The following is a 19,359-nucleotide window of genomic DNA, read 5'->3' as shown; positions in this document are numbered from 1 at the left end:
CGCAGCGCCACCCGGCATTTTCGTTAACCAATAGTTAAAAAACATGACGCACCACGTAAAATCCAGCATTTTACGCTTCCCTCCGTACGCGCATTCCCTATACTCGACCAGGCAAACATTTACTTACATCCGGACATAAATGTGACTTAGAGCACATCCGGGATGGAACGCAATTTCACTCAGGAATAATGTATGAGCACAAAATCAACGGGGCTTTTTGCGCGCCTGGCGCAGGGCAGCCTGGTTAAACAAATTCTGGTAGGGCTGGTACTGGGGATCCTGCTGGCGATGGTGTCAAAGCCAGCGGCAGAAGCGACGGGGCTGCTCGGGACGCTGTTCGTGGGTGCATTGAAAGCCGTTGCCCCTGTACTGGTTCTGATGCTGGTCATGGCCTCAATTGCCAACCACCAGCACGGACAAAAAACCAACATTCGCCCTATTCTGTTCCTGTATCTGCTGGGGACCTTCTCTGCGGCCTTAACGGCCGTGGTGTTTAGCTTCCTGTTCCCGTCCACGCTGCACCTGACCAGCGCGGCCGGTGACATCACCCCGCCGTCCGGCATTGTAGAAGTGCTGCGCGGCCTGCTGATGAGCATGGTCTCTAACCCCGTCACCGCGCTGATGAGCGGCAACTACATTGGCATCCTGGTCTGGGCAATTGGCCTGGGCTTCGCGCTGCGTCACGGTAACGACACCACCAAAAACCTGGTCAACGATTTGTCCAACGCCGTGACCTTCATGGTGAAGCTGGTGATTCGCTTTGCGCCAATCGGGATCTTCGGTCTGGTCTCCTCCACGCTGGCTACCACCGGTTTTGACGCGCTGTGGGGCTACGCGCAGCTGCTGGTCGTGCTGGTTGGCTGTATGCTGCTGGTGGCGCTGGTGATCAACCCGCTGCTGGTGTTCTGGCAGATCCGCCGCAACCCGTATCCGCTGGTGCTGACGTGCCTGCGCGAGAGCGGCGTGTACGCCTTCTTCACCCGCAGCTCTGCGGCGAACATTCCGGTCAACATGGCGCTGGCGGAGAAGCTGAACCTGGACCGCGATACCTACTCCGTGTCGATCCCGCTGGGCGCAACCGTGAACATGGCGGGCGCGGCCATCACCATTACCGTGCTGACGCTGGCGGCGGTGCATACGCTGGGCATTCCGGTGGATCTGCCAACGGCGCTGCTGCTGAGCGTGGTGGCATCGCTGTGTGCCTGTGGCGCATCCGGCGTAGCGGGCGGTTCGCTGCTGCTGATCCCGCTGGCGTGCAATATGTTCGGCATCCCGAACGAGATCGCGATGCAGGTTGTGGCCGTCGGCTTTATCATCGGCGTCCTGCAGGACTCCTGCGAAACCGCGCTGAACTCCTCTACCGACGTGCTGTTTACCGCCGCGGCCTGTCAGGCGGAAGACGCGCGTTTAGCGAAGAATGCACTGCGCAGTTAAAACAAAAGCCCGGTGGCGGCTACGCCTTACCGGGCCTACAGGGTAAACGCAAAACGGCAACCCTGAGGTTGCCGTTTTTAGTGTTTGTACCCTCTCCCCGTGGGAGAGGGCCAGGGTGAGGGCATCAGGCCGCACCGATTAAAGCGTCACGCCACTCTTAAAGAGCGCAAGCTCGCGGAAGTCGTTCTTCTCGTTGCAGGTCTGCTTGCCGTTAGCAAATTCCACGATAGTGTCCACGAACTCCGTCAGCAGCTGCGGCATCGCTTTGCCGTGGATCAGCTGGCCCGCATCGAAGTCGATCCAATGCTTTTTCTTCGCCGCCAGCTCGCTGTTGGTGGCGATTTTGACCGTCGGCACAAAACCGCCGTACGGCGTACCGCGCCCGGTGCTGAACAGCACCATGTGACAGCCCGCTCCGGCCAGCGCGCTGGTGGCAACCGCATCGTTACCCGGCGCGCTCAGCAGGTTCAGGCCGTGCGTTTTAAGACGTTCACCGTAGCGCAGCACGTCAACCACCTGGCTCGCGCCCGCTTTCTGGGTGCAGCCGAGGGATTTTTCTTCCAGCGTGGTGATCCCGCCCGCTTTGTTACCCGGCGACGGGTTCTCATAAATTGGCTGATTGTGGGCGATGAAGTACTGTTTGAAGTCGTTCACCATGGTGACGGTTTTCTCAAACGTCTCTTCGTCGCGGCAGTGGCTCATCAGAATACGCTCCGCGCCGAACATTTCCGGCACTTCGGTCAGCACCGTGGTGCCGCCGTTGGCGATGACGTAGTCGGAGAAACGGCCCAGCATTGGGTTAGCGGTGATCCCGGACAGGCCGTCAGATCCGCCGCACTCCAGGCCAAACTTCAGCTCGCTCAGCTTGCCCGGCTCGCGCCTGTCGTGGCGCATGACCTCATACAGCTGGCGCAGCTGTTCAAGACCCGCCTCCACTTCGTCGTCCTGATGCTGGCACACCATAAAGTGCACGCGCTCGGGGTCGAATTCCCCCAGCGTTTCGCGGAAGGCGTCGACCTGGTTGTTCTCACAGCCGAGGCCAATCACCAGCACCGCGCCCGCGTTCGGGTGGCGCACCATGTTTTGCAGCATGGTGCGGGTGTTGATGTGGTCATCACCCAGCTGGGAGCAGCCGTAGGTGTGGCTGAACAGATGCACGCCGTCGGTGCCTTCGGCATCGTTGGTCTCTTTCAGAAAGCGCGTCTGAATTTGACGCGCGATCCCGTTCACGCAGCCAACGGTCGGGAGGATCCACAGCTCGTTGCGGATCCCCACGTCGCCGTTGGCGCGGCGATAGATCTGCACTTCGCGATCTGCCGCCCGCTCGGCTTCCGCCTGGAAGTCAGGTTGATAGCTGTACTCGTCCAGATCGCTCAGGTTGGTACGGGTATTGTGGGAGTGGATGTATTCACCCGGTGCAATATCCGCCAGCGCATGGCCGATGGGCAAACCGTACTTCACCACGTTCTCCCCTTTCGCAATGGGGATCAGGGCAAACTTATGTCCACGTCCAATGGCCTGGCGTAACGTGACCGACTGGTTGTCAAAGGTCACTTCCGTGCCTTCGGTTAAATCTGCCAGCGCGACGGCAACGTTATCCAGCGAATGGATTTTGATGTATTGCATATCAACCTCAAACGGCCTTAGTTCAGTTCAATGGCGAAGTAGTCACGCGCATTGTTAAAGCAAATATTTCTCACCATTTCGCCCAGCAGCTGGATATCCGCTGGCGCTTCACCAGCCTGCACCCAGCGGCCAATCATCTGGCACAGAATGCGGCGGAAGTACTCGTGGCGAGTGTAGGAGAGGAAGCTGCGGCTGTCGGTCAGCATGCCCACAAAGCGGCTTAACAGACCCAGCTGCGCCAGCTGCGTCATCTGACGCTCCATGCCGTCTTTCTGATCGTTAAACCACCAGCCGGAGCCGAACTGCATCTTGCCCGGCATACCTTCACCCTGGAAGTTACCGATCATGGTGCCCAGCACTTCGTTATCGCGCGGGTTCAGGCAGTACAGAATGGTTTTCGGCAGCAGGTTTTGTTCGTTCTGTTTGCTCAGCAGTTTGGACAGCTCTTCCGCCAGCGGACGATCGTTGATGGAGTCGAAGCCCACGTCCGCGCCCAGCAGCTTGAACTGACGCTGGTTGTTATTGCGCAGCGCGCCAATGTGGTACTGCTGCACCCAGCCGCGACGGGCATATTCCGCGCCGAGGAAGACCAGCACCGCGGTTTTGAACTGGGCAACTTCATGCTCGCTCAGCGCTTCACCGGACAGGCGGCGCGCCAGGATGCTGTCCAGCTCGGCTTCGTTAGACTCGGCAAACAGCACCACGTCCAGCGCGTGGTCAGATACCCTACAGCCGTGCGCCGCGAAGTGATCCAGACGCTTGGTCAGCGCGCTCTGCAGGTCGGCAAAACGGCGGATGTCGGTATCAGAGACTTCAGCTAGCTTCGCCATGTAGTCGTTGAAGGTAGCCTGCTCAATGTTGAAGGCTTTATCCGGGCGCCAGCTCGGCAGCACTTTAATGTCAAAAGAGGCGTCCTGTGCGACGACGGCGTGGTGCTCCAGCGAGTCGACAGGATCGTCAGTGGTGCCGACCATCTTCACGTTCATCTGCTTCATGATGCCGCGCGCGGAGAAGTTGTCCTGCGCCAGCAGCTCATTACATTGATCCCAGATTTCATCCGCGGTGGTTGGGGAGAGCAGCTTACCGGTGATGCCAAACGGACGGCGCAGTTCGAGGTGCGTCCAGTGGTAGAGCGGGTTGCCGATGGTATGCGGCACGGTGGCCGCCCACGCGTCGAACTTCTCGCGGTCGGTCGCATCGCCGGTACACAGGCGCTCGGCGACGCCGTTGGTGCGCATGGCGCGCCATTTATAGTGGTCACCCTTCAGCCAGATGTCATACAGGTTTTTGAAACGGTAATTTTCGGCAACCTGCTGCGGCGGTAAGTGGCAGTGGTAGTCGAAAATCGGCTGGTCTTTTGCGTAGTCGTGGTACAGGCGGCGGGCAAATTCGGTATCTAACAGAAAATCTTCGGTCATAAACGGCGTCATTATCGTCTTCCTCGTAACGAGAGCGTCTGAAAGCGTATGTTCATATGCTGCAAAGTTATCACACCAATTTCCACCGACCGAAGTTTTTTTCGTGAGTTAGATCAATAAACGTCGACAAATAAATTACCTCAAACGGAGTAAACCCTCTCGCAGGCCGCGCCAGCCCTGGCTTTAATCTCGCCTCAGAATGTCCTTACAAAGAATCACACTTTTGTGATGTCACTCACCTTTTAAAGTTGTATGACAAGTTATCTTTTCGCCGTCGCAAACACTACGCCGACGGAATGCATTACCGGTGTGAGTAACATCGGATTTAACGGTACGGAAACCGACTTATGCACGATTACTTATGGCAAGGTTCGGGCCGTTCCGGGAAGTTCTCCCGGTTACGCCCCTCCCGTTACAGAGCAGCTCCCGGCAACGGTTGAGCTGTTACCGTGCCCCGGCACGGAAATAACATAACGATGAGGTTTTACATGCGTAAAATTAAAGGGTTACGTTGGTACATGATCGCACTGGTGACGCTCGGCACCGTGCTGGGCTACCTGACACGTAACACCGTGGCAGCAGCGGCTCCAACGTTAATGGAAGAGCTGCATATTTCCACGCAGCAATACTCCTACATCATTGCTGCTTATTCCGCGGCTTATACAATAATGCAGCCTGTTGCAGGCTATGTTCTGGACATTCTGGGTACCAAAATCGGTTATGCCTTCTTCGCCGTAGCCTGGGCGATTTTCTGCGGTGCAACCGCACTGGCGGGCAGCTGGGGCGGCCTGGCGCTGGCGCGTGGTGCAGTCGGTGCGGCTGAAGCCGCCATGATCCCAGCGGGCCTGAAGGCAAGCTCCGAATGGTTCCCGGCAAAAGAGCGTTCCATCGCTGTAGGCTACTTCAACGTGGGCTCGTCGATTGGTGCGATGATTGCGCCGCCGCTGGTGGTGTGGGCTATCGTGATGCACAGCTGGCAGATGGCGTTCATCATCTCTGGCGTCCTGAGCTTTGCCTGGGCAATGGCGTGGCTGATCTTCTATAAACACCCGCGCGACCAGAAAAAGCTGTCTGAAGAAGAACGTGAATACATCATTGGCGGTCAGGAATCTCAGCATCAGACCAACAACGGCAAAAAAATGACCGTCTGGCAGATCCTGGGTACCCGTCAGTTCTGGGGTATCGCCCTGCCGCGCTTCCTCGCAGAACCGGCCTGGGGTACGTTCAACGCATGGATCCCGCTGTTCATGTTTAAAGTGTACGGTTTTAACCTGAAAGAGATTGCGATGTTCGCCTGGATGCCAATGCTGTTCGCAGACCTGGGCTGTATCGTGGGCGGCTACCTGCCACCGCTGTTCCAGCGCTGGTTTGGCGTGAACCTGATCGTCTCCCGTAAAATGGTTGTCACCATGGGCGCGCTGCTGATGATTGGCCCGGGCATGATCGGCCTGTTCACCAGCCCTTACGTTGCTATCGCCCTGCTGTGTATCGGTGGCTTTGCTCACCAATCCCTATCCGGCGCGCTGATTACGCTTTCATCCGACGTGTTTGGACGTAACGAAGTGGCCACCGCCAACGGCCTGACCGGCATGGCCGCCTGGACTGCAAGTACGATGTTTGCGCTGGTGGTGGGTGCCCTGGCGGATACCATTGGCTTTAGCCCGCTGTTCGCGGTACTGGCTATCTTCGACCTGCTGGGCGCGGTAGTTATCTGGACGGTGCTGAAAAGCAAATCCGCAGACGAGCTGGCAAAAGAGTCCCTTGGGGGGCCGGCAACGCAGAGTTAGCGTTGCAGTGCCGGGTGGCGGCTTCGCCTTACCCGGCCTACAAACCCCGTAGGCCCGCGCAAGCGAAGCGCCGCCGGGCATTTAAAGGCCGCTCTGTAGCGGCTTTTTCCATGGCGAAATCTGGAGACTGGCGCGCAAAAGTGGTATAACAAATCATCCGCCGTACCCTGCCTGGAGCGCATATGGAAATCACCGAATCACGTCGTTTATATCAACAACTTGCCGCCGAGCTGAAAGATCGCATCGAGCAAGGTGTCTATCTTGTCGGTGATAAACTTCCCGCTGAGCGCTTCATTGCCGATGAAAAAAGCGTGAGCCGCACGGTGGTGCGCGAGGCCATCATCATGCTGGAAGTAGAAGGCTACGTTGAGGTACGCAAAGGCTCCGGTATTCACGTTATTTCAAATCAGGCAAAACACTCCCCGGCACCGGACGAAAGTCTGGAATTTGCCAGCTACGGTCCGTTTGAGCTGCTCCAGGCTCGCCAGCTGATTGAAAGCAATATTGCGGAGTTTGCGGCAACTCAGGTAACCAAGCAGGACATCATGAAGCTGATGGAGATCCAGGAGAACGCGCGTAAGGAAAAATGTTTCCGCGATTCCGAATGGGACCTCCAGTTTCACGTTCAGGTGGCGCTGGCCACCCAGAATACGGCGCTGGCCGCAATTGTTGAAAAAATGTGGACTCAGCGCGTTCACAACCCGTACTGGAAAAAACTGCACGATCACATCGATTTGCGCACCGTCGATAACTGGTGCGACGATCACGACCAAATTCTTAAGGCACTGATTCGTAAAGATCCGCATGCCGCGAAGCTGGCCATGTGGCAGCACCTGGAAAACACCAAACAGATGCTGTTCAATGAAACCAGCGACGACTTTGAATTTAACGCAGACCGCTATCTTTTTGCGGATAATCCTGTCGTTCATCTCGATACTGCAGCCAGTCAGGCAAAATAGTTTCCTTTTCCCCCGGCAGGCGCTTCGCTGCGCCTTCCGGCGAGAGGGGGTAAGCAAAACATATATAGTGTCAGCCTTTGTAAAACTCCTCGCTCACCTCCCTTGCTTACGCCAAAATCATTTTACCCCTGCAAATTCTGTGACGCAGAACGTTGGGCTTTGTTACAATTGGATTCACTTCGTTATTTTGTAAGTTAGTGCTTGCTAACCAGCCAATTAACAGGGAACAGTGTTGGCCACACACTACCGTGTCCGCGAGCGACCATAATGAAATCACAACAATGTCGCCGTGCTGTTTTTCCCGGATAACAGGCGTGACGTTAACCGATTTCCAGGAACACTGAATGGAACTTTTGACCCAACTACTGAATGCCCTTTGGGCTCAGGATTTCGAAACGCTGGCCAACCCTTCCATGATTGGCATGCTCTATTTCGTCTTGTTTATGATCCTGTTCCTTGAGAACGGATTGCTTCCGGCTGCCTTCTTACCCGGCGACAGCCTGCTGGTCCTGGTTGGCGTGCTTTGCGCCAAAGGGGCAATGGCATTCCCACAAACCATTTTTTTACTGACGGTTGCCGCCAGCCTCGGCTGCTGGGTGAGCTATATCCAGGGACGATGGCTGGGTAACACGCGCATTGTGCAGAACTGGCTCTCCCATCTGCCGGCACATTATCACCAGCGTGCGCATCATCTTTTCCATAAGCACGGGCTTTCCGCGCTGCTGATTGGCCGCTTTATCGCCTTCGTAAGAACCCTGTTGCCAACCATTGCCGGGCTTTCCGGGCTGAGCAGCGCGCGTTTCCAGTTCTTTAACTGGATGAGCGGCCTGCTGTGGGTCTTGATCCTGACAACGCTGGGCTATGCGCTGGGTAAAACGCCGGTCTTTATGAAGTATGAAGACCAGCTGATGTCGTGCCTGATGCTGCTGCCGGTCGTGCTGCTGGTGTTTGGCCTGCTGGGTTCGCTGTACGTACTGTGGAAAAAGAAATACGGGGCCAGGAGCTAACGATGGTTATCTCACCGCTCGTCGTACGTCGTTTTTCCTATGCCATGATTGCGCTGATCGTGTTCAGCGCCCTGTTCCTGGCATGGGCGGCGCTTCAGCAGCAGGAGTCCACGCTGGCCATTCGCCCGGCGAATCAGGGCGTCAGCGTTCCTGACGGTTTTTCCGTCTGGCATCATCTGGATGCCAACGGCATCCGCTTTAAGAGCATCACCCCGCAGGACGACGTCCTGCTGATAAAATTTGATTCCAGTGCGCAAAGCGCAGCGGCAAAAATTGTGCTCGACCGCACGCTGCCGCACGGGTACATCATTGCCCAGCAGGAAGATGACAGCCAGCCTGCAGCCTGGCTGTCATTATTGCGCGATACTTCGCATCGGTTCGGATAATTACCAGGATTCCGAATCTTTTCACCAACTTTGGTGATTCCCCCGTTTACTTACTATGCTTAAGTATGCGGAGCACCCCTCAGACGTTCTCCGCATGAATCTGGAACACGGCTCACGCCGTAACACAATGGAAGGTTTCAATAATGAAATACCGCATCACTCTGGCTCTGGCCCTTTTTTCTTTAAGCACAGCATCCTTCGCCACTTCTCTGTGTCAGGAGAAAGAAAAGGATATTCAGCGTGAAATCAGCTATGCCGAAAAGCATAACAATCAGCACCGTGTTGACGGCCTGAAAAAAGCGCTGAGCGAAGTGAAAGACAATTGTACGGACAGCAAGCTGCGTGCCGATCACCAGAAGAAAATCGCTGAACAAAAGGACGAGATTGCCGAGCGTCGTCAAGACCTGCAGGAAGCGAAAGAGAAAGGTGATGCGGATAAAATTGCGAAACGCGAGAGGAAGTTGCAAGAAGCGCAGGACGACCTGAAAGCGCTGGAAGCTCGCGATTATTGAGTTAACGGAAATCTCAACAGGAGAGAATCATGTCAAAAGATACCACCTCAGAACATCTGCGCGCTGAACTGAAATCCCTGGCGGATACCCTGGAAGAGGTGCTGAACTCCTCTGCCGATAAGTCTAAGGAAGAAGTCAGCAAGCTGCGCAGCAAAGCGGAGCAGGCGCTGAAAGAGAGCCGTTACCGCCTGGGTGAAACCGGCGATGCGTTGGCTAAGCAGACCCGCGAGGCCGCAGCGCGTGCCGATGAGTATGTTCGCGACAATCCGTGGACGGGCGTCGGTATCGGTGCTGCCGTCGGTGTGGTGCTGGGTGTTCTGCTGACGCGTCGTTAATATGGAAGATCCTCGTCACGCACAAGGGCCTGCTAATAACGTCCTCGGTATCGGCCAGCGTATTTTGACCACGCTGGTCGGGATTGCCGAAACGCGCGTCCGCCTCGCTGTCGTCGAACTGGAAGAGGAGAAAGCCAATCTCTTCCAGATGCTATTGATGCTGGGGCTGACCATGCTCTTCGCCGCGTTCGGTCTGATGAGCCTGATGGTGTTAATCATCTGGGCCATCGACCCGCAGTATCGGCTTAACGCGATGATAGCTACCACCGTTGTTCTGCTTGTTGCAGCGCTAATTGGCGGTATCTGGACGCTGCACAAAGCGCGCACGTCCACCTTCTTGCGCCATACGCGCCAGGAGTTAGCCAACGATCGCTCGCTGCTGGAGGATGATAAATCGTGAGCAGCACAGCCGAACGTCAAAAGCGAAAGGCGTATCTGTTGAGTCAAATCCAACAGCAGCGGCTGGATCTGTCCGCCAGCCGTCGCGATTGGGTTGACGCAACGCGTCGATTCGACCGCGGCTGGAATACCGTCCTGAGCCTGCGTTCGTGGGCTTTGGTCGGGAGCAGCGTGATGGCGATCTGGAGTATTCGTCATCCCAATATGCTGGTTCGCTGGGCCCGTCGTGGCTTCGGTGCCTGGAGCGCCTGGCGTCTGGTGAAATCAACGATTCGTCAGCAGCAGTTGCGGTGATAAAAGCAAAACGGTAACCCAGGTTACCGTTTTTTGTTTTTGCGCCCTCTCCCCGTGGGAGAGGGTTGGGGTGAGGGCACCAGCGCGCACATCCCTTACTCAATATCTTTGATAAAGATTGACAGTTTTCCTTGCTAACAATTGTTACCCGCCCCGTTTATGATTCTCTCCATCGACAGCAAAGACGCGGTATCTACCCGAATTTGCACACATTTAAAGTTCAGCCGCTGATGTGGTTTCCTGGAGAGTAAAATGAAAAAATTAGAAGATGTTGGTGTACTGGTCGCGCGCATTCTGATGCCAATTCTGTTCATCACCGCAGGCTGGGGCAAAATCACCGGCTATGCAGGTACCCAACAGTATATGGAAGCCATGGGCGTTCCGGGATTCCTGCTGCCACTGACCATTCTGCTTGAGTTCGGCGGCGGCCTGGCGGTACTGTTCGGCTTCCTGACCCGTACCACCGCGCTGTTCACTGCAGGCTTCACGCTGCTGACCGCGTTCATCTTCCACAGCAACTTTGCGGAAGGCGTGAACTCCCTGATGTTCATGAAAAACCTGACCATCGCAGGCGGCTTCCTGCTGCTGGCTATCACCGGTCCGGGCGCCTACAGCATCGACCGCCTTCTGAATAAGAAGTGGTAAGCACGCTATACTGAATAAATTCAAAGCGAGGAGATATCTCCTCGCTTTTGCTATCTGACGGAGGAGAAAAAAATGGGACAACTCGTAGACGGCGTCTGGCAGGATGTCTGGTATGACACCAAATCCACCGGTGGTCGCTTCAAGCGCTCTGTTTCGGCCTTCCGTAACTGGCTGACCGCCGATGGCGCTGCAGGCCCCAGCGGTGAAGGCGGCTTCGCGGCTGAGAAAGACCGTTATCATCTGTATGTTTCTCTCGCCTGCCCCTGGGCGCACCGCACGTTGATCGTGCGCAAACTGAAAGGGCTGGAGTCGTTGATTCCGGTTTCGGTAGTGAATCCGCTAATGCTGGAAAACGGCTGGACGTTTGACGCTGATTTCCCTGCCGCCACCGGCGACAACCTGTATCACCACGATTTCCTGTACCAGCTTTATCTGCGCGCCGATCCGCACTACACCGGGCGTGTAACCGTACCGGTGCTGTGGGACAAGAAAAACCAGACGATTGTCAGCAATGAATCGGCGGAGATTATCCGCATGTTCAACACCGCGTTTGACGCGCACGGCGCTCGCGCCGGGGATTACTATCCGGCTGAACTGCGCGATAAGATTGACGAGCTGAACGGCTGGATCTACGACAGCGTGAACAACGGCGTCTACAAGGCCGGTTTTGCCACCAGCCAGGAAGCCTATGATGAAGCGGTCGGTAAAGTCTTTGAATCCCTGGAGCGTCTGGAGCAGATCCTCGGTCAGCACCGCTATTTAACGGGCGATCGCCTGACGGAAGCGGATATCCGCCTGTGGACCACGCTGATCCGCTTTGATCCGGTTTACGTTACACACTTCAAGTGCGACAAACACCGCATCAGCGATTACCTTAATCTGCACGGTTTTCTGCGCGATATCTACCAGACGCCGGGCATCGCCGAAACGGTCGACTTTGACCATATTCGCACGCACTATTTCCGCAGCCATAAAACCATCAACCCAACGGGCATTATTTCCATTGGGCCGTGGCAGGATCTGGATGAACCGCACGGGCGCGACGTCCGCTTCGGCTAAATATTAAGGGCATCAATAGATGCCCTTTTTTAATTCATAATATCCATCTATCCTTACTTCGATCGCTTAGAAAACAAGTGATTGACTGATAAATGAGGCAAGGAAAAATGGACTGGTATTTAAACGTACTGCGTAACTACATTGGATTTGGTGGACGTGCCCGCCGTAAAGAGTACTGGATGTTCGTTCTGGTGAACTTCATCCTCGCCCTGGTGCTGAGTATTGTGGACAAAATTCTGGGCTGGGAACGTGCCGGGGGAGAAGGCATTCTCACCACGATTTATGGCGTGTTTATTATGCTGCCTTCCTGGGCGGTTCAGTTCCGACGCCTTCACGACACCGATCGTTCCGCCTGGTGGCTCTTGCTGCTGCTGATCCCGATCGTGGGCTGGATTGTGATCTTGGTCTTCAACTGTCAGAACGGCACCCCGGGTGAAAACCGCTTTGGCCCCGATCCTAAGATCGGCGCGTAAAATAACGCCCGGTGGCGCTTACGCTTGCCGGGCCTACTCGTTTATTTATTGTGGTGGGCGAAGAGTTTGGGTATTTCGCGCAGGCACCACGACTTGGCTTCACCCATGCTGTCGCGACGCCACGCCATTATGATATCCACCTCGCTGGTGTACTCCGGGCTAACCACGCGCAGCCGTCCTTCCGCAATGTCTTTTTCAACAAACGGATAAGGCATCGTCGCCACGCCAAGCCCGGCCAGCAATGCCTGACGCTTATCTTCCAGAGACGTGACGGTTAAACGCGGCTGTTTATCCAGCAGCTGCACCGTTAACACCGGGCGCTCGCGCGCGGTATCCGCGACCGCCACGCCGCGATACTTCACGCGCGTAACCTCCGAAAGCGGCTCCGGCTCCTGATGGATCGGGTGATCAGGCGCGGCGACGTAGACGTTCATCACGCTATAGAGCTTGCGGGAGTTAATTTCTGACGAAGAACGGAAGTGCATGTCCGGCGCAATCACGATATCCGCCCTGCCCGTTTCCAGACGCTCCCACGCCCCTGCCAGCACCTCGGTAATGATCGATAGCTGGGTATTGGCCTTCGCAGCCAGCCTGTCCACCAGCGGGAAGAGTGCTTCGGTGGGCACCAGCGCTTCGGTCACCAGCGTAAGATGAGTTTCCCAGCCGCGCGCCAGCGCTTCGGCGTCGGTGGTGAGCTTATCCGCCGCTTCCAGCAGCACGCGGCCGCGCTCCAGCAGCATCCGGCCAACGTTGGTGAATTTTGTTCGATGACCGGAGCGGTCAAAAAGCACCACGTCCAGCTCTTCCTCCAGCTTCTGCATGGTGTAGCTCAGCGCAGACGGAACGCGCCCCAGTTCATCTGCCGCCGCGGCGAAGCTGCCACGGCGGTCTATCGCGTCCATGACGCGAAGCGCCTCAAGCGTCAATGCTCTCTCTTTAGCCATCTCGTTCTCATTCAGGAAATTTGAACATACCGGGCAGAATATCTGGCTAACAATGCAGCGTCCATACCTTTACCATTGTTTTAGTGTAAAGAGAGGTCAAGTTTATGATTACGACAAGAACAGCTAAACAGTGCGGACAAGCCGATTTCGGTTGGCTGCAGGCCCGCTACACCTTTTCCTTTGGACACTACTTTGACCCTAAACTCCTCGGTTACGCTTCACTGCGCGTGTTGAACCAGGAAGTGCTCGCCCCCGGCAGCGCCTTCCAGCCGCGTACGTATCCGAAAGTCGATATCCTGAACCTGATCCTGGAAGGCGAGGCAGAATACCGCGATAGCGAGGGCAATCATGTCCAGGCAAAGGCTGGCGAAGCGTTGTTAATTTCCACGCAGCCGGGCATCAGCTACAGCGAGCATAATCTCAGCAAAGACAAAACGCTAACCCGTATGCAGCTGTGGCTGGACGCCTGCCCGGAGCGGGAAAACCCGCTGGTGCAAAAGGTAGATTTATCAGGCGATAAGCAGCAGCTGATTGCCTCGCCGGACGGCAGCAAAGGCAGCCTGCAGCTGCGCCAGCAGGTGTGGCTGCACCATATCGAGCTGAAAAAAGGTGAACAGGCGAGCTTCCAGCTTCACGGCCCGCGCGCCTATCTGCAGTCGATTCACGGCACGGTACATGCGGTGACGCATACGGAAGAGAAAGAAGCGCTCACCTGCGGCGACGGGGCGTTTATTCGTGATGAGGCGAATATCACCCTGGTGGCGGATACGCCGCTGCGCGCGCTGCTGATTGATTTGCCGGTTTAAGATCAACACGCCCCCTCGCTCGATCGGTTCCCTCTCCCAAAGGGAGAGGGTTAGGGTGAGGGGTAACGGGTTGGATTAAATCACAACACCTTACTCGCCATAATCTCAATAATCTGCCGATCCGTTTCCTGCATTGAGCGGCACGCCAGCGCGCACAGGTTTGCGATCGACTGCTCCACATCGTGCGCCACAATTCCCTCGTTGCCCGTTACGGCAGAGTCATCCAGCGCCATCATCACCGCTTTCCAGGCGCTGCTGACGCTGGTCGAGACTTTCATCGCGCAGCTGTTAGACGCGCCGTCGCAAATCATCCCGCTGACGTCGCCGATCATGCTGCCTATCGCCATTGAAATGGTTTGGTAAGAACCCCCCATCAGCCACGCCATCCCCGCCGCAGCGCCCATCGCTGCCGTTGTCGCCGCACACAGCGCCGACAGGCGCGGAAGCTGGTAGTGGATATAGATAGCCGACAGATGCGAGAGCATCAGCGCCCGCGCCAGCTTTTCGTCATCCGCCTGAACGTGCTCGGCGACCACGACGACCGGCATGGTGGCGGTGATCCCCTGATTACCGGAACCGGAGTTGCTCATCGCCGGCAGCGTCGCGCCGCCCATTCGCGCATCCGACGCCGCGCTGGTGCGGATAACAATGTCTGAGCCTACATCCTGCGCCATCCACCCCCGCGCGCGCTGTTTATTGAGCGTCGCGCCAATGTGTAGCCCCCAGCTTCCACTGAGCCCTTCACGCGAGAGCGCATCGTTTAATTGCCCTGCCCGCAGGATAAAGCGGATCGCCTCGAACGGCACCTGCTCAACAAATTCCAGGATCTGCGACAGCGTAGCGTGTGATAGCACCGCCAGCGGATCGTCGTTGACCTCTCCCTGCTGCTCATCCAGCGTGAAGCGGGTTTCGCCCTGACAAACCACCTCTACAACCCGCGTATGCCCCCCGGCGATGGTGACCATTGCCGAGGCGTCACCCGCATAAACGCGGGCGCGGGAATAGAGGATCTCGCTGCAGGGTTCCTGCAGTTTTACCTGCACCTTCCCCGCAGACAGCAGGGATTTCGCGCGCGCCAGCGCCTCGGGAGAGGCACCTGTCAGCACCTCCAGCCCGGCTTGGGCATTCCCGCCGAGGGCGCCCAGCGCCGCCGCAATAGGCAATCCGACCATGCCGGTGCCGGGCACCGTTACGCCAAGCCCGTTCTTCATCAGGTTTGGCGACACCCACGCCTCAATCTGCGTGACCTCACCGGAGAGTTGCTCTGCGGCCATCGCGCTGGCCAACGCCAGTGAGACAGGCTCCGTACACCCAAGCGCAGGCTTTACTTCTTCCTGCACCGCGCGAATAAATTGATTCCATAAAGGATGATTTTGCTCAGACATCGTTACGACCTTATTTGCCCTCAGGAGAATGCGAGGAAAGGAGAAACACAAAGCAGCAGCCCGGTGATGACGATAATCACCAGCGACACGCCCTTATACTTGTGTAGCGCCGGGACTTTGTAGACCAGCCATGCAGGTATCAAACAGCCCACCATGCCGAAGATAGGGCTACAGATTGAGGTAAAGCTGAGCACCGGCGCGTTTAACACAATCGCGCTCCAGGCCAGCAGGATGGCAAACAGCATGATGCCGCGCTGGACGGTGCTTTCCTTAATTTTCTCAGCCGGTATTTTGCGGCGCAGGAGGTTCATCACGATGCCCTGCGTGGCCTCGCGAAAGCCGAGGTAGACCCCGAAGAACGCGGTCATCACGGCGAAAATATTGAGAATAACGCTGACGATTTTGACCCAGCCCGCGCCGTCGCCGCTGATAAACTGCGCCGCAATCGCGAGGGCAGAGATATTCTGCTCGTAGGCTTTTACCGCCTCGTCGTGCCCCATCGCCAGGGTAAAGGAGACGGCGTAGAAGAAGACCGTCACAAACAGCACGCCAAAAGCGATATTCATTGCCCGCAGCGCCTTATGGCGCGCCACTTCAACAGATTTTTCCCGAGAACGATAAGAGATCACCATCGGGCTTAACGTCTGAATAAACAGAATGGAGGTTAAGGTAAAGGGCAGCGTAATAATGGCGTTTTTAATCAGCAGCCCCATCGGCGGCAGCATGCCGACGTTGGCTAAATGCCAAAGGCCAATCATCGACAGCCCCAGAGCCGCAACTACAAACAGCTTGGTTAGCACCATCAGGCTGGAGACTTTAAACAGCAGCTTTTCACCGCGCGAGGAGATCGCCACTAAAATACAAATCAGGAATAACCCGTAGAACGGATTTTCCGAGAGCAAACCGTCGGTCACGCCGAAGGTATGCAAATACGAGGCGCTGTCGTTGGTGATGGCCGTGGAATAGACAAACATCCAGATCACCAGCATCACAAAATAGAGCGCCCCTAATAAGATGCCCCAGTTTTTACCGAGATAACCGCTAATTACGCTTGGGTAGTCTTTGCATTCAGGTGATTCCGCCAGCGTGTTAATAAACAAACGCTGAAACAAATACATTGCCGGATAACCAATAATCGACGACAGCAAAAATACCCACAGACCCATTAATCCCACCTGCACCGGGAGAAAAACGATCCCCGCGCCGATAGCCATCCCAATGCTCATGATGACCCAGCCCGTGTCGGTACTGTCGAATTTAATCGCCTCTCGCCATTCGCTTTCGCTCATTCCAGCCCGCCTTGCCGCGGGGGAGTCGTTCACAATCACACTGCCGTTTGTTGCCGTATCCATATGAATACACTCGCTTATTTTGTAGGGTAACTTTTATTTTTTTAGGTGCCGATCGCCAGCGATTGCGATTCAGGTCTTTGCAGGCGTTTGTTATTGGTGTGGAAAGATCATATCCGTGACGAGGGAGAAAAAGGTCACAAGTTTTATGTGGTTTTTTCGGGCCGGGAGGAAATTTTGCTTTTATTACGTTTTAATAAACTGTTTTTTTCTAAAAGTGATGGCGATCAAGAAATAAAAAACCCGCGCCGGGCGCGGGTTCGAAATCAGTTTGCCAGCGCGTTGGCCATGTCGGTTTTCACCTGCTTGCGCTGTTCAGGCGTCAGCACCTGACTAACATCGAAGTAATATTTCACGCGATAGTAGCGGGTCTGCTCTTCAATTTTGCTGAAGGCAGCAAGCTGACTTTTCACTGTACTTTCATCCCATTTCCCGGTCTGGAACATGTCGATCAGCGCGCCATCTTTTACGCCAGTCATTGGGATCTTGCTGACGTTTTGTTCCAACGTTTGGTGCAGATCTTCGATCTTTTTAACCTGCTCGTTGCTGAGCTTCAGGTGCTGTACCAGCGGATCCTGCGTCGGAGACGGGGCAGCCTGAACGTTAGCGGCCTGCGCCGTAAAACTGCACACCGCCAGCAACGCTGCAACCAACGCAATACGGGTCATTTTCATCATCTTACTGTCCTTACATTTTGTTATTGGGAAAAGCAGGAACATTGTTTTTCAAGAGCGGATGAAGATGTGTCAGTAATTATATAAACAATTTTGTATGTTCAGCGGGCAAAATTTATTTACAGGTTCTTTTATAAGATATCGTCTTTTTTAGACGCATCATTTAAGCAATTTACAACGAATTTGCGTTATGTAACTATCACAGAGATTATTCACCATAGAGAATTAAAGGTCTTTGTTATGGATAACTGGTCAGCGCTTTTCGACGGACAGACCCGCTACACCCTCGAGATAAACGACTCCCCCGTCACGCCCGACGTCCTGCGCTTTCAGGGCCGCGAGGCGCTCAGCGAACCCTTCTGCTGGACCATCGATTTCACCACCCCGCAGAACCCTGTCGCCCCGGAACAGGTGCTGATGAAGCACGCCACACTGCGCATGCGCAGCGGCAAGGCGGTGCACGGCATCATCACCCGCATGGCGTGGATTGCCGTCACCGCCGACCAGTCGCACTGGCAGGTGGTGCTCAGTTCCCGCCTGGCGCTGCTCAGCCGCACCCGCCGGTGCCGGGTCTTTCAGAACCACTCCGTGCCGGAGGTGGTGGAGCAGGTTTTACGCCAGCACGGGCTGGAAGGGCCGGACTTTGACTTCCGCCTGGAGCGGACGTACCCGGCGCGTGAGCTTATCACCCAGTGGCGGGAAACGGACCTCGACTTTGTGCAGCGCCTCCTTTCAGAGGTCGGGATATTCTGGCGCACGGAGACGGACGAGGCCCGCGGGCTGGAGGTCGTGATTTTCGCCGACAGCCCGCTGAACTATCGGTTTGACGTCCGCCTGCCGTACCGCGAGCCGTCCGGGCTGTACGACGGGGCAGAGGAGTCGGTGTGGGACGTGCATACCCGGCATCAGGTGGTGCCGGGGAGGGTCAGCGCCAGGGACCACAACTACCGCACCGCCACCACGCCGATGGATGCGGCGGTCAGCGTGCGCAGCGATGCGGTGACGACGGGCGAGCATTACCGCTACCAGGAGCCGTACCGCACTGCAGGGGACGATACGGACCCGGAGCCGGAGACCGAATCCGGGGCCTTTTATGCCCGCATTCACCACGAGCGGGAGCTGAACGGGTCGGCCCGCGTTCACCTTGAGAGCAACGCCGCCGGCCTGATGCCCGGCCAGGTGCTGGAGCCGCAGGGTGAGGTGATTCGCGCGCTGCAGGAAGGCGTGGTCATCACTCAGGTGGAATACCACGCCGCCCGCGACACCCGCCTGCACGTCTCCGTCGACGGGATGCCGTACACGGAGCGCTACTGCTTCCGCCCGGCGGAAATCCCGCGCCCTGAAATTCACGGCACCCTGCCCGCGCGCATCGAGAGCCGGGAGAAGAACGACATATACGCCCATCTGGACGGGCACGGACGCTACCGGGTCAGGCTGGACTTTGACCGGGACGATACTGAGCAGGGCTTTGCATACCTGTGGCTGCGGATGGCGAAGCCGTACGCTGGCGATACATACGGCTGGCATACGCCGCTCACCGACGGGACGGAAGTGGCGATTGCGTTCAGCAACGGTGATATTGACCTGCCGTACATCGCGTATGCGCTGCACGACTCTGAACATCCCGACCTCGTGAATCGTGACAATCACACCCGCAACGTGCTGCGCACCCCGGCGAACAACAAGCTGCGGATGGAGGACCGGCGCGGGGAGGAGCACATCAAGCTCGCCACGGAGTACGGAAAAACCCAGCTGAACGCCGGGCACCCGGTGGACGCGCAGGGACAGCGCCGCGGCACGGGCGCAGAACTGCGCACGGATGAATACGGGGCTATCCGCGCCGGAAAGGGACTGTTCGTCAGCGCGG

The 19,359-nt window shown here is 56.4% G+C and carries 20 protein-coding genes; 14 read left to right on the top strand and 6 right to left on the bottom strand.

What is annotated here, in order from left to right; all coding sequences use genetic code 11:
• Window positions 1-192: 192 nt before the first annotated feature.
• Entirely contained in the window at window positions 193-1,434 is a 1,242-nt protein-coding gene (gene sstT, locus E0L20_RS07660; protein ID WP_131633441.1) for a serine/threonine transporter SstT, read from the top strand.
• A 138-nt stretch (window positions 1,435-1,572) separates the two neighbouring features.
• On the opposite strand, the gene E0L20_RS07655 is transcribed toward sstT, so the two are convergent.
• Together E0L20_RS07655 and uxaC are read right to left on the bottom strand one after the other, a co-directional pair.
• On the bottom strand, window positions 1,573-3,060 hold the full coding sequence (locus tag E0L20_RS07655; protein WP_131633440.1) for a UxaA family hydrolase: 1,488 nt from the start codon (window positions 3,058-3,060) through the stop codon (window positions 1,573-1,575).
• Window positions 3,061-3,077: 17 nt separating this feature from the next.
• On the bottom strand, window positions 3,078-4,490 hold the full coding sequence (uxaC, locus tag E0L20_RS07650) for a glucuronate isomerase (protein ID WP_131633439.1): 1,413 nt from the start codon (window positions 4,488-4,490) through the stop codon (window positions 3,078-3,080).
• Window positions 4,491-4,966: 476 nt separating this feature from the next.
• Between uxaC and E0L20_RS07645 the strand changes: the two genes are divergently transcribed.
• The 11 genes from E0L20_RS07645 to E0L20_RS07595 all read left to right on the top strand — a co-directional run bounded on the left by E0L20_RS07645 (window position 4,967) and on the right by E0L20_RS07595 (window position 12,334).
• Window positions 4,967-6,265, top strand: a complete 1,299-nt coding sequence (locus E0L20_RS07645) for an MFS transporter (RefSeq protein ID WP_131633438.1) — start codon at window positions 4,967-4,969, stop codon at window positions 6,263-6,265.
• Between the two features lie 182 nt (window positions 6,266-6,447).
• Window positions 6,448-7,224 (top strand): transcriptional regulator ExuR, encoded by a 777-nt coding sequence (gene exuR, locus E0L20_RS07640; protein WP_131633437.1) that lies wholly within the window; start codon window positions 6,448-6,450, stop codon window positions 7,222-7,224.
• A 344-nt stretch (window positions 7,225-7,568) separates the two neighbouring features.
• A complete protein-coding gene (gene yqjA, locus E0L20_RS07635; RefSeq protein WP_131633436.1) occupies window positions 7,569-8,231 on the top strand; it encodes a DedA family general envelope maintenance protein YqjA in 663 nt (220 codons plus the stop codon).
• A gap of 2 nt (window positions 8,232-8,233) precedes the next feature.
• A complete protein-coding gene (gene mzrA / locus E0L20_RS07630; RefSeq protein ID WP_131633435.1) occupies window positions 8,234-8,617 on the top strand; it encodes an EnvZ/OmpR regulon moderator MzrA in 384 nt (127 codons plus the stop codon).
• Between the two features lie 143 nt (window positions 8,618-8,760).
• Window positions 8,761-9,129, top strand: coding sequence for a DUF1090 domain-containing protein (locus tag E0L20_RS07625; RefSeq protein ID WP_131633434.1), 369 nt, complete (start codon window positions 8,761-8,763; stop codon window positions 9,127-9,129).
• 29 nt (window positions 9,130-9,158) lie between these two features.
• Entirely contained in the window at window positions 9,159-9,464 is a 306-nt protein-coding gene (locus E0L20_RS07620; protein ID WP_008503141.1) for an ElaB/YgaM/YqjD family protein, read from the top strand.
• Between the two features lies 1 nt (window position 9,465).
• Window positions 9,466-9,864, top strand: a complete 399-nt coding sequence (locus E0L20_RS07615; RefSeq protein WP_131633433.1) for a phage holin family protein — start codon at window positions 9,466-9,468, stop codon at window positions 9,862-9,864.
• Entirely contained in the window at window positions 9,861-10,157 is a 297-nt protein-coding gene (locus tag E0L20_RS07610; protein ID WP_131633432.1) for a YqjK-like family protein, read from the top strand. Before E0L20_RS07615 ends, E0L20_RS07610 begins: the two co-directional genes overlap by 4 nt.
• 252 nt (window positions 10,158-10,409) lie before the next feature.
• On the top strand, window positions 10,410-10,802 hold the full coding sequence (locus tag E0L20_RS07605; RefSeq protein WP_003862651.1) for a DoxX family protein: 393 nt from the start codon (window positions 10,410-10,412) through the stop codon (window positions 10,800-10,802).
• A gap of 72 nt (window positions 10,803-10,874) precedes the next feature.
• Window positions 10,875-11,861 carry a glutathione S-transferase family protein gene (locus E0L20_RS07600; protein WP_131633431.1) on the top strand — a complete coding sequence of 329 codons (987 nt, stop codon included), beginning with the start codon at window positions 10,875-10,877 and terminating at the stop codon, window positions 11,859-11,861.
• Between the two features lie 107 nt (window positions 11,862-11,968).
• Window positions 11,969-12,334, top strand: coding sequence for a DUF805 domain-containing protein (locus E0L20_RS07595; protein ID WP_131633430.1), 366 nt, complete (start codon window positions 11,969-11,971; stop codon window positions 12,332-12,334).
• A 41-nt stretch (window positions 12,335-12,375) separates the two neighbouring features.
• Here E0L20_RS07595 and yhaJ read toward each other — a convergent pair whose 3' ends face one another.
• The gene (yhaJ, locus tag E0L20_RS07590; RefSeq protein WP_003862655.1) at window positions 12,376-13,278 is read right to left on the bottom strand and encodes a DNA-binding transcriptional regulator YhaJ; all 903 of its coding nucleotides are present in this window, start codon (window positions 13,276-13,278) and stop codon (window positions 12,376-12,378) included.
• A 104-nt stretch (window positions 13,279-13,382) separates the two neighbouring features.
• On the opposite strand from yhaJ, the gene E0L20_RS07585 reads away from it, so the two are divergent.
• On the top strand, window positions 13,383-14,084 hold the full coding sequence (locus E0L20_RS07585) for a pirin family protein (RefSeq protein WP_131633429.1): 702 nt from the start codon (window positions 13,383-13,385) through the stop codon (window positions 14,082-14,084).
• 80 nt (window positions 14,085-14,164) lie between these two features.
• On the opposite strand, the gene E0L20_RS07580 is transcribed toward E0L20_RS07585, so the two are convergent.
• From E0L20_RS07580 to E0L20_RS07570, 3 genes are all read right to left on the bottom strand, one after another.
• The gene (locus E0L20_RS07580) at window positions 14,165-15,469 is read right to left on the bottom strand and encodes an L-cysteine desulfidase family protein (RefSeq protein ID WP_131633428.1); all 1,305 of its coding nucleotides are present in this window, start codon (window positions 15,467-15,469) and stop codon (window positions 14,165-14,167) included.
• Window positions 15,470-15,489: 20 nt separating this feature from the next.
• Complete coding sequence (locus E0L20_RS07575) at window positions 15,490-16,821, bottom strand: SLC5/6 family protein (RefSeq protein WP_131633427.1); 1,332 nt, start codon at window positions 16,819-16,821, stop codon at window positions 15,490-15,492.
• Between the two features lie 263 nt (window positions 16,822-17,084).
• Window positions 17,085-17,495: a Spy/CpxP family protein refolding chaperone gene (locus tag E0L20_RS07570; RefSeq protein ID WP_131633426.1), complete on the bottom strand. Its 411-nt coding sequence runs from the start codon at window positions 17,493-17,495 to the stop codon at window positions 17,085-17,087.
• A gap of 237 nt (window positions 17,496-17,732) precedes the next feature.
• Between E0L20_RS07570 and E0L20_RS07565 the strand changes: the two genes are divergently transcribed.
• On the top strand, window positions 17,733-19,359 hold a 1,627-nt coding region (locus E0L20_RS07565; protein ID WP_131633425.1), incomplete at its 3' end, for a type VI secretion system Vgr family protein.

This window comes from Enterobacter wuhouensis (assembly GCF_004331265.1).
GTDB lineage: Bacteria > Pseudomonadota > Gammaproteobacteria > Enterobacterales > Enterobacteriaceae > Enterobacter > Enterobacter wuhouensis.
Note: the sequence above shows the minus strand (reverse complement) of the source record. Positions and strands in the feature narration are given on the sequence as shown.

Coding starts and splice junctions, on each gene's coding strand:
- E0L20_RS07645 (WP_131633438.1), top strand. CDS start 4,967: ATGCGTAAAATTAAAGGGTTACGTTGGTACATGATCGCACTGGTGACG.
- sstT (WP_131633441.1), top strand. CDS start 193: ATGAGCACAAAATCAACGGGGCTTTTTGCGCGCCTGGCGCAGGGCAGC.
- E0L20_RS07605 (WP_003862651.1), top strand. CDS start 10,410: ATGAAAAAATTAGAAGATGTTGGTGTACTGGTCGCGCGCATTCTGATG.
- E0L20_RS07585 (WP_131633429.1), top strand. CDS start 13,383: ATGATTACGACAAGAACAGCTAAACAGTGCGGACAAGCCGATTTCGGT.
- E0L20_RS07600 (WP_131633431.1), top strand. CDS start 10,875: ATGGGACAACTCGTAGACGGCGTCTGGCAGGATGTCTGGTATGACACC.
- E0L20_RS07595 (WP_131633430.1), top strand. CDS start 11,969: ATGGACTGGTATTTAAACGTACTGCGTAACTACATTGGATTTGGTGGA.
- uxaC (WP_131633439.1), bottom strand. CDS start 4,490: ATGACGCCGTTTATGACCGAAGATTTTCTGTTAGATACCGAATTTGCC.
- yqjA (WP_131633436.1), top strand. CDS start 7,569: ATGGAACTTTTGACCCAACTACTGAATGCCCTTTGGGCTCAGGATTTC.
- mzrA (WP_131633435.1), top strand. CDS start 8,234: ATGGTTATCTCACCGCTCGTCGTACGTCGTTTTTCCTATGCCATGATT.
- E0L20_RS07570 (WP_131633426.1), bottom strand. CDS start 17,495: ATGATGAAAATGACCCGTATTGCGTTGGTTGCAGCGTTGCTGGCGGTG.
- yhaJ (WP_003862655.1), bottom strand. CDS start 13,278: ATGGCTAAAGAGAGAGCATTGACGCTTGAGGCGCTTCGCGTCATGGAC.
- E0L20_RS07655 (WP_131633440.1), bottom strand. CDS start 3,060: ATGCAATACATCAAAATCCATTCGCTGGATAACGTTGCCGTCGCGCTG.
- E0L20_RS07620 (WP_008503141.1), top strand. CDS start 9,159: ATGTCAAAAGATACCACCTCAGAACATCTGCGCGCTGAACTGAAATCC.
- exuR (WP_131633437.1), top strand. CDS start 6,448: ATGGAAATCACCGAATCACGTCGTTTATATCAACAACTTGCCGCCGAG.
- E0L20_RS07575 (WP_131633427.1), bottom strand. CDS start 16,821: ATGGATACGGCAACAAACGGCAGTGTGATTGTGAACGACTCCCCCGCG.
- E0L20_RS07580 (WP_131633428.1), bottom strand. CDS start 15,469: ATGTCTGAGCAAAATCATCCTTTATGGAATCAATTTATTCGCGCGGTG.
- E0L20_RS07615 (WP_131633433.1), top strand. CDS start 9,466: ATGGAAGATCCTCGTCACGCACAAGGGCCTGCTAATAACGTCCTCGGT.
- E0L20_RS07625 (WP_131633434.1), top strand. CDS start 8,761: ATGAAATACCGCATCACTCTGGCTCTGGCCCTTTTTTCTTTAAGCACA.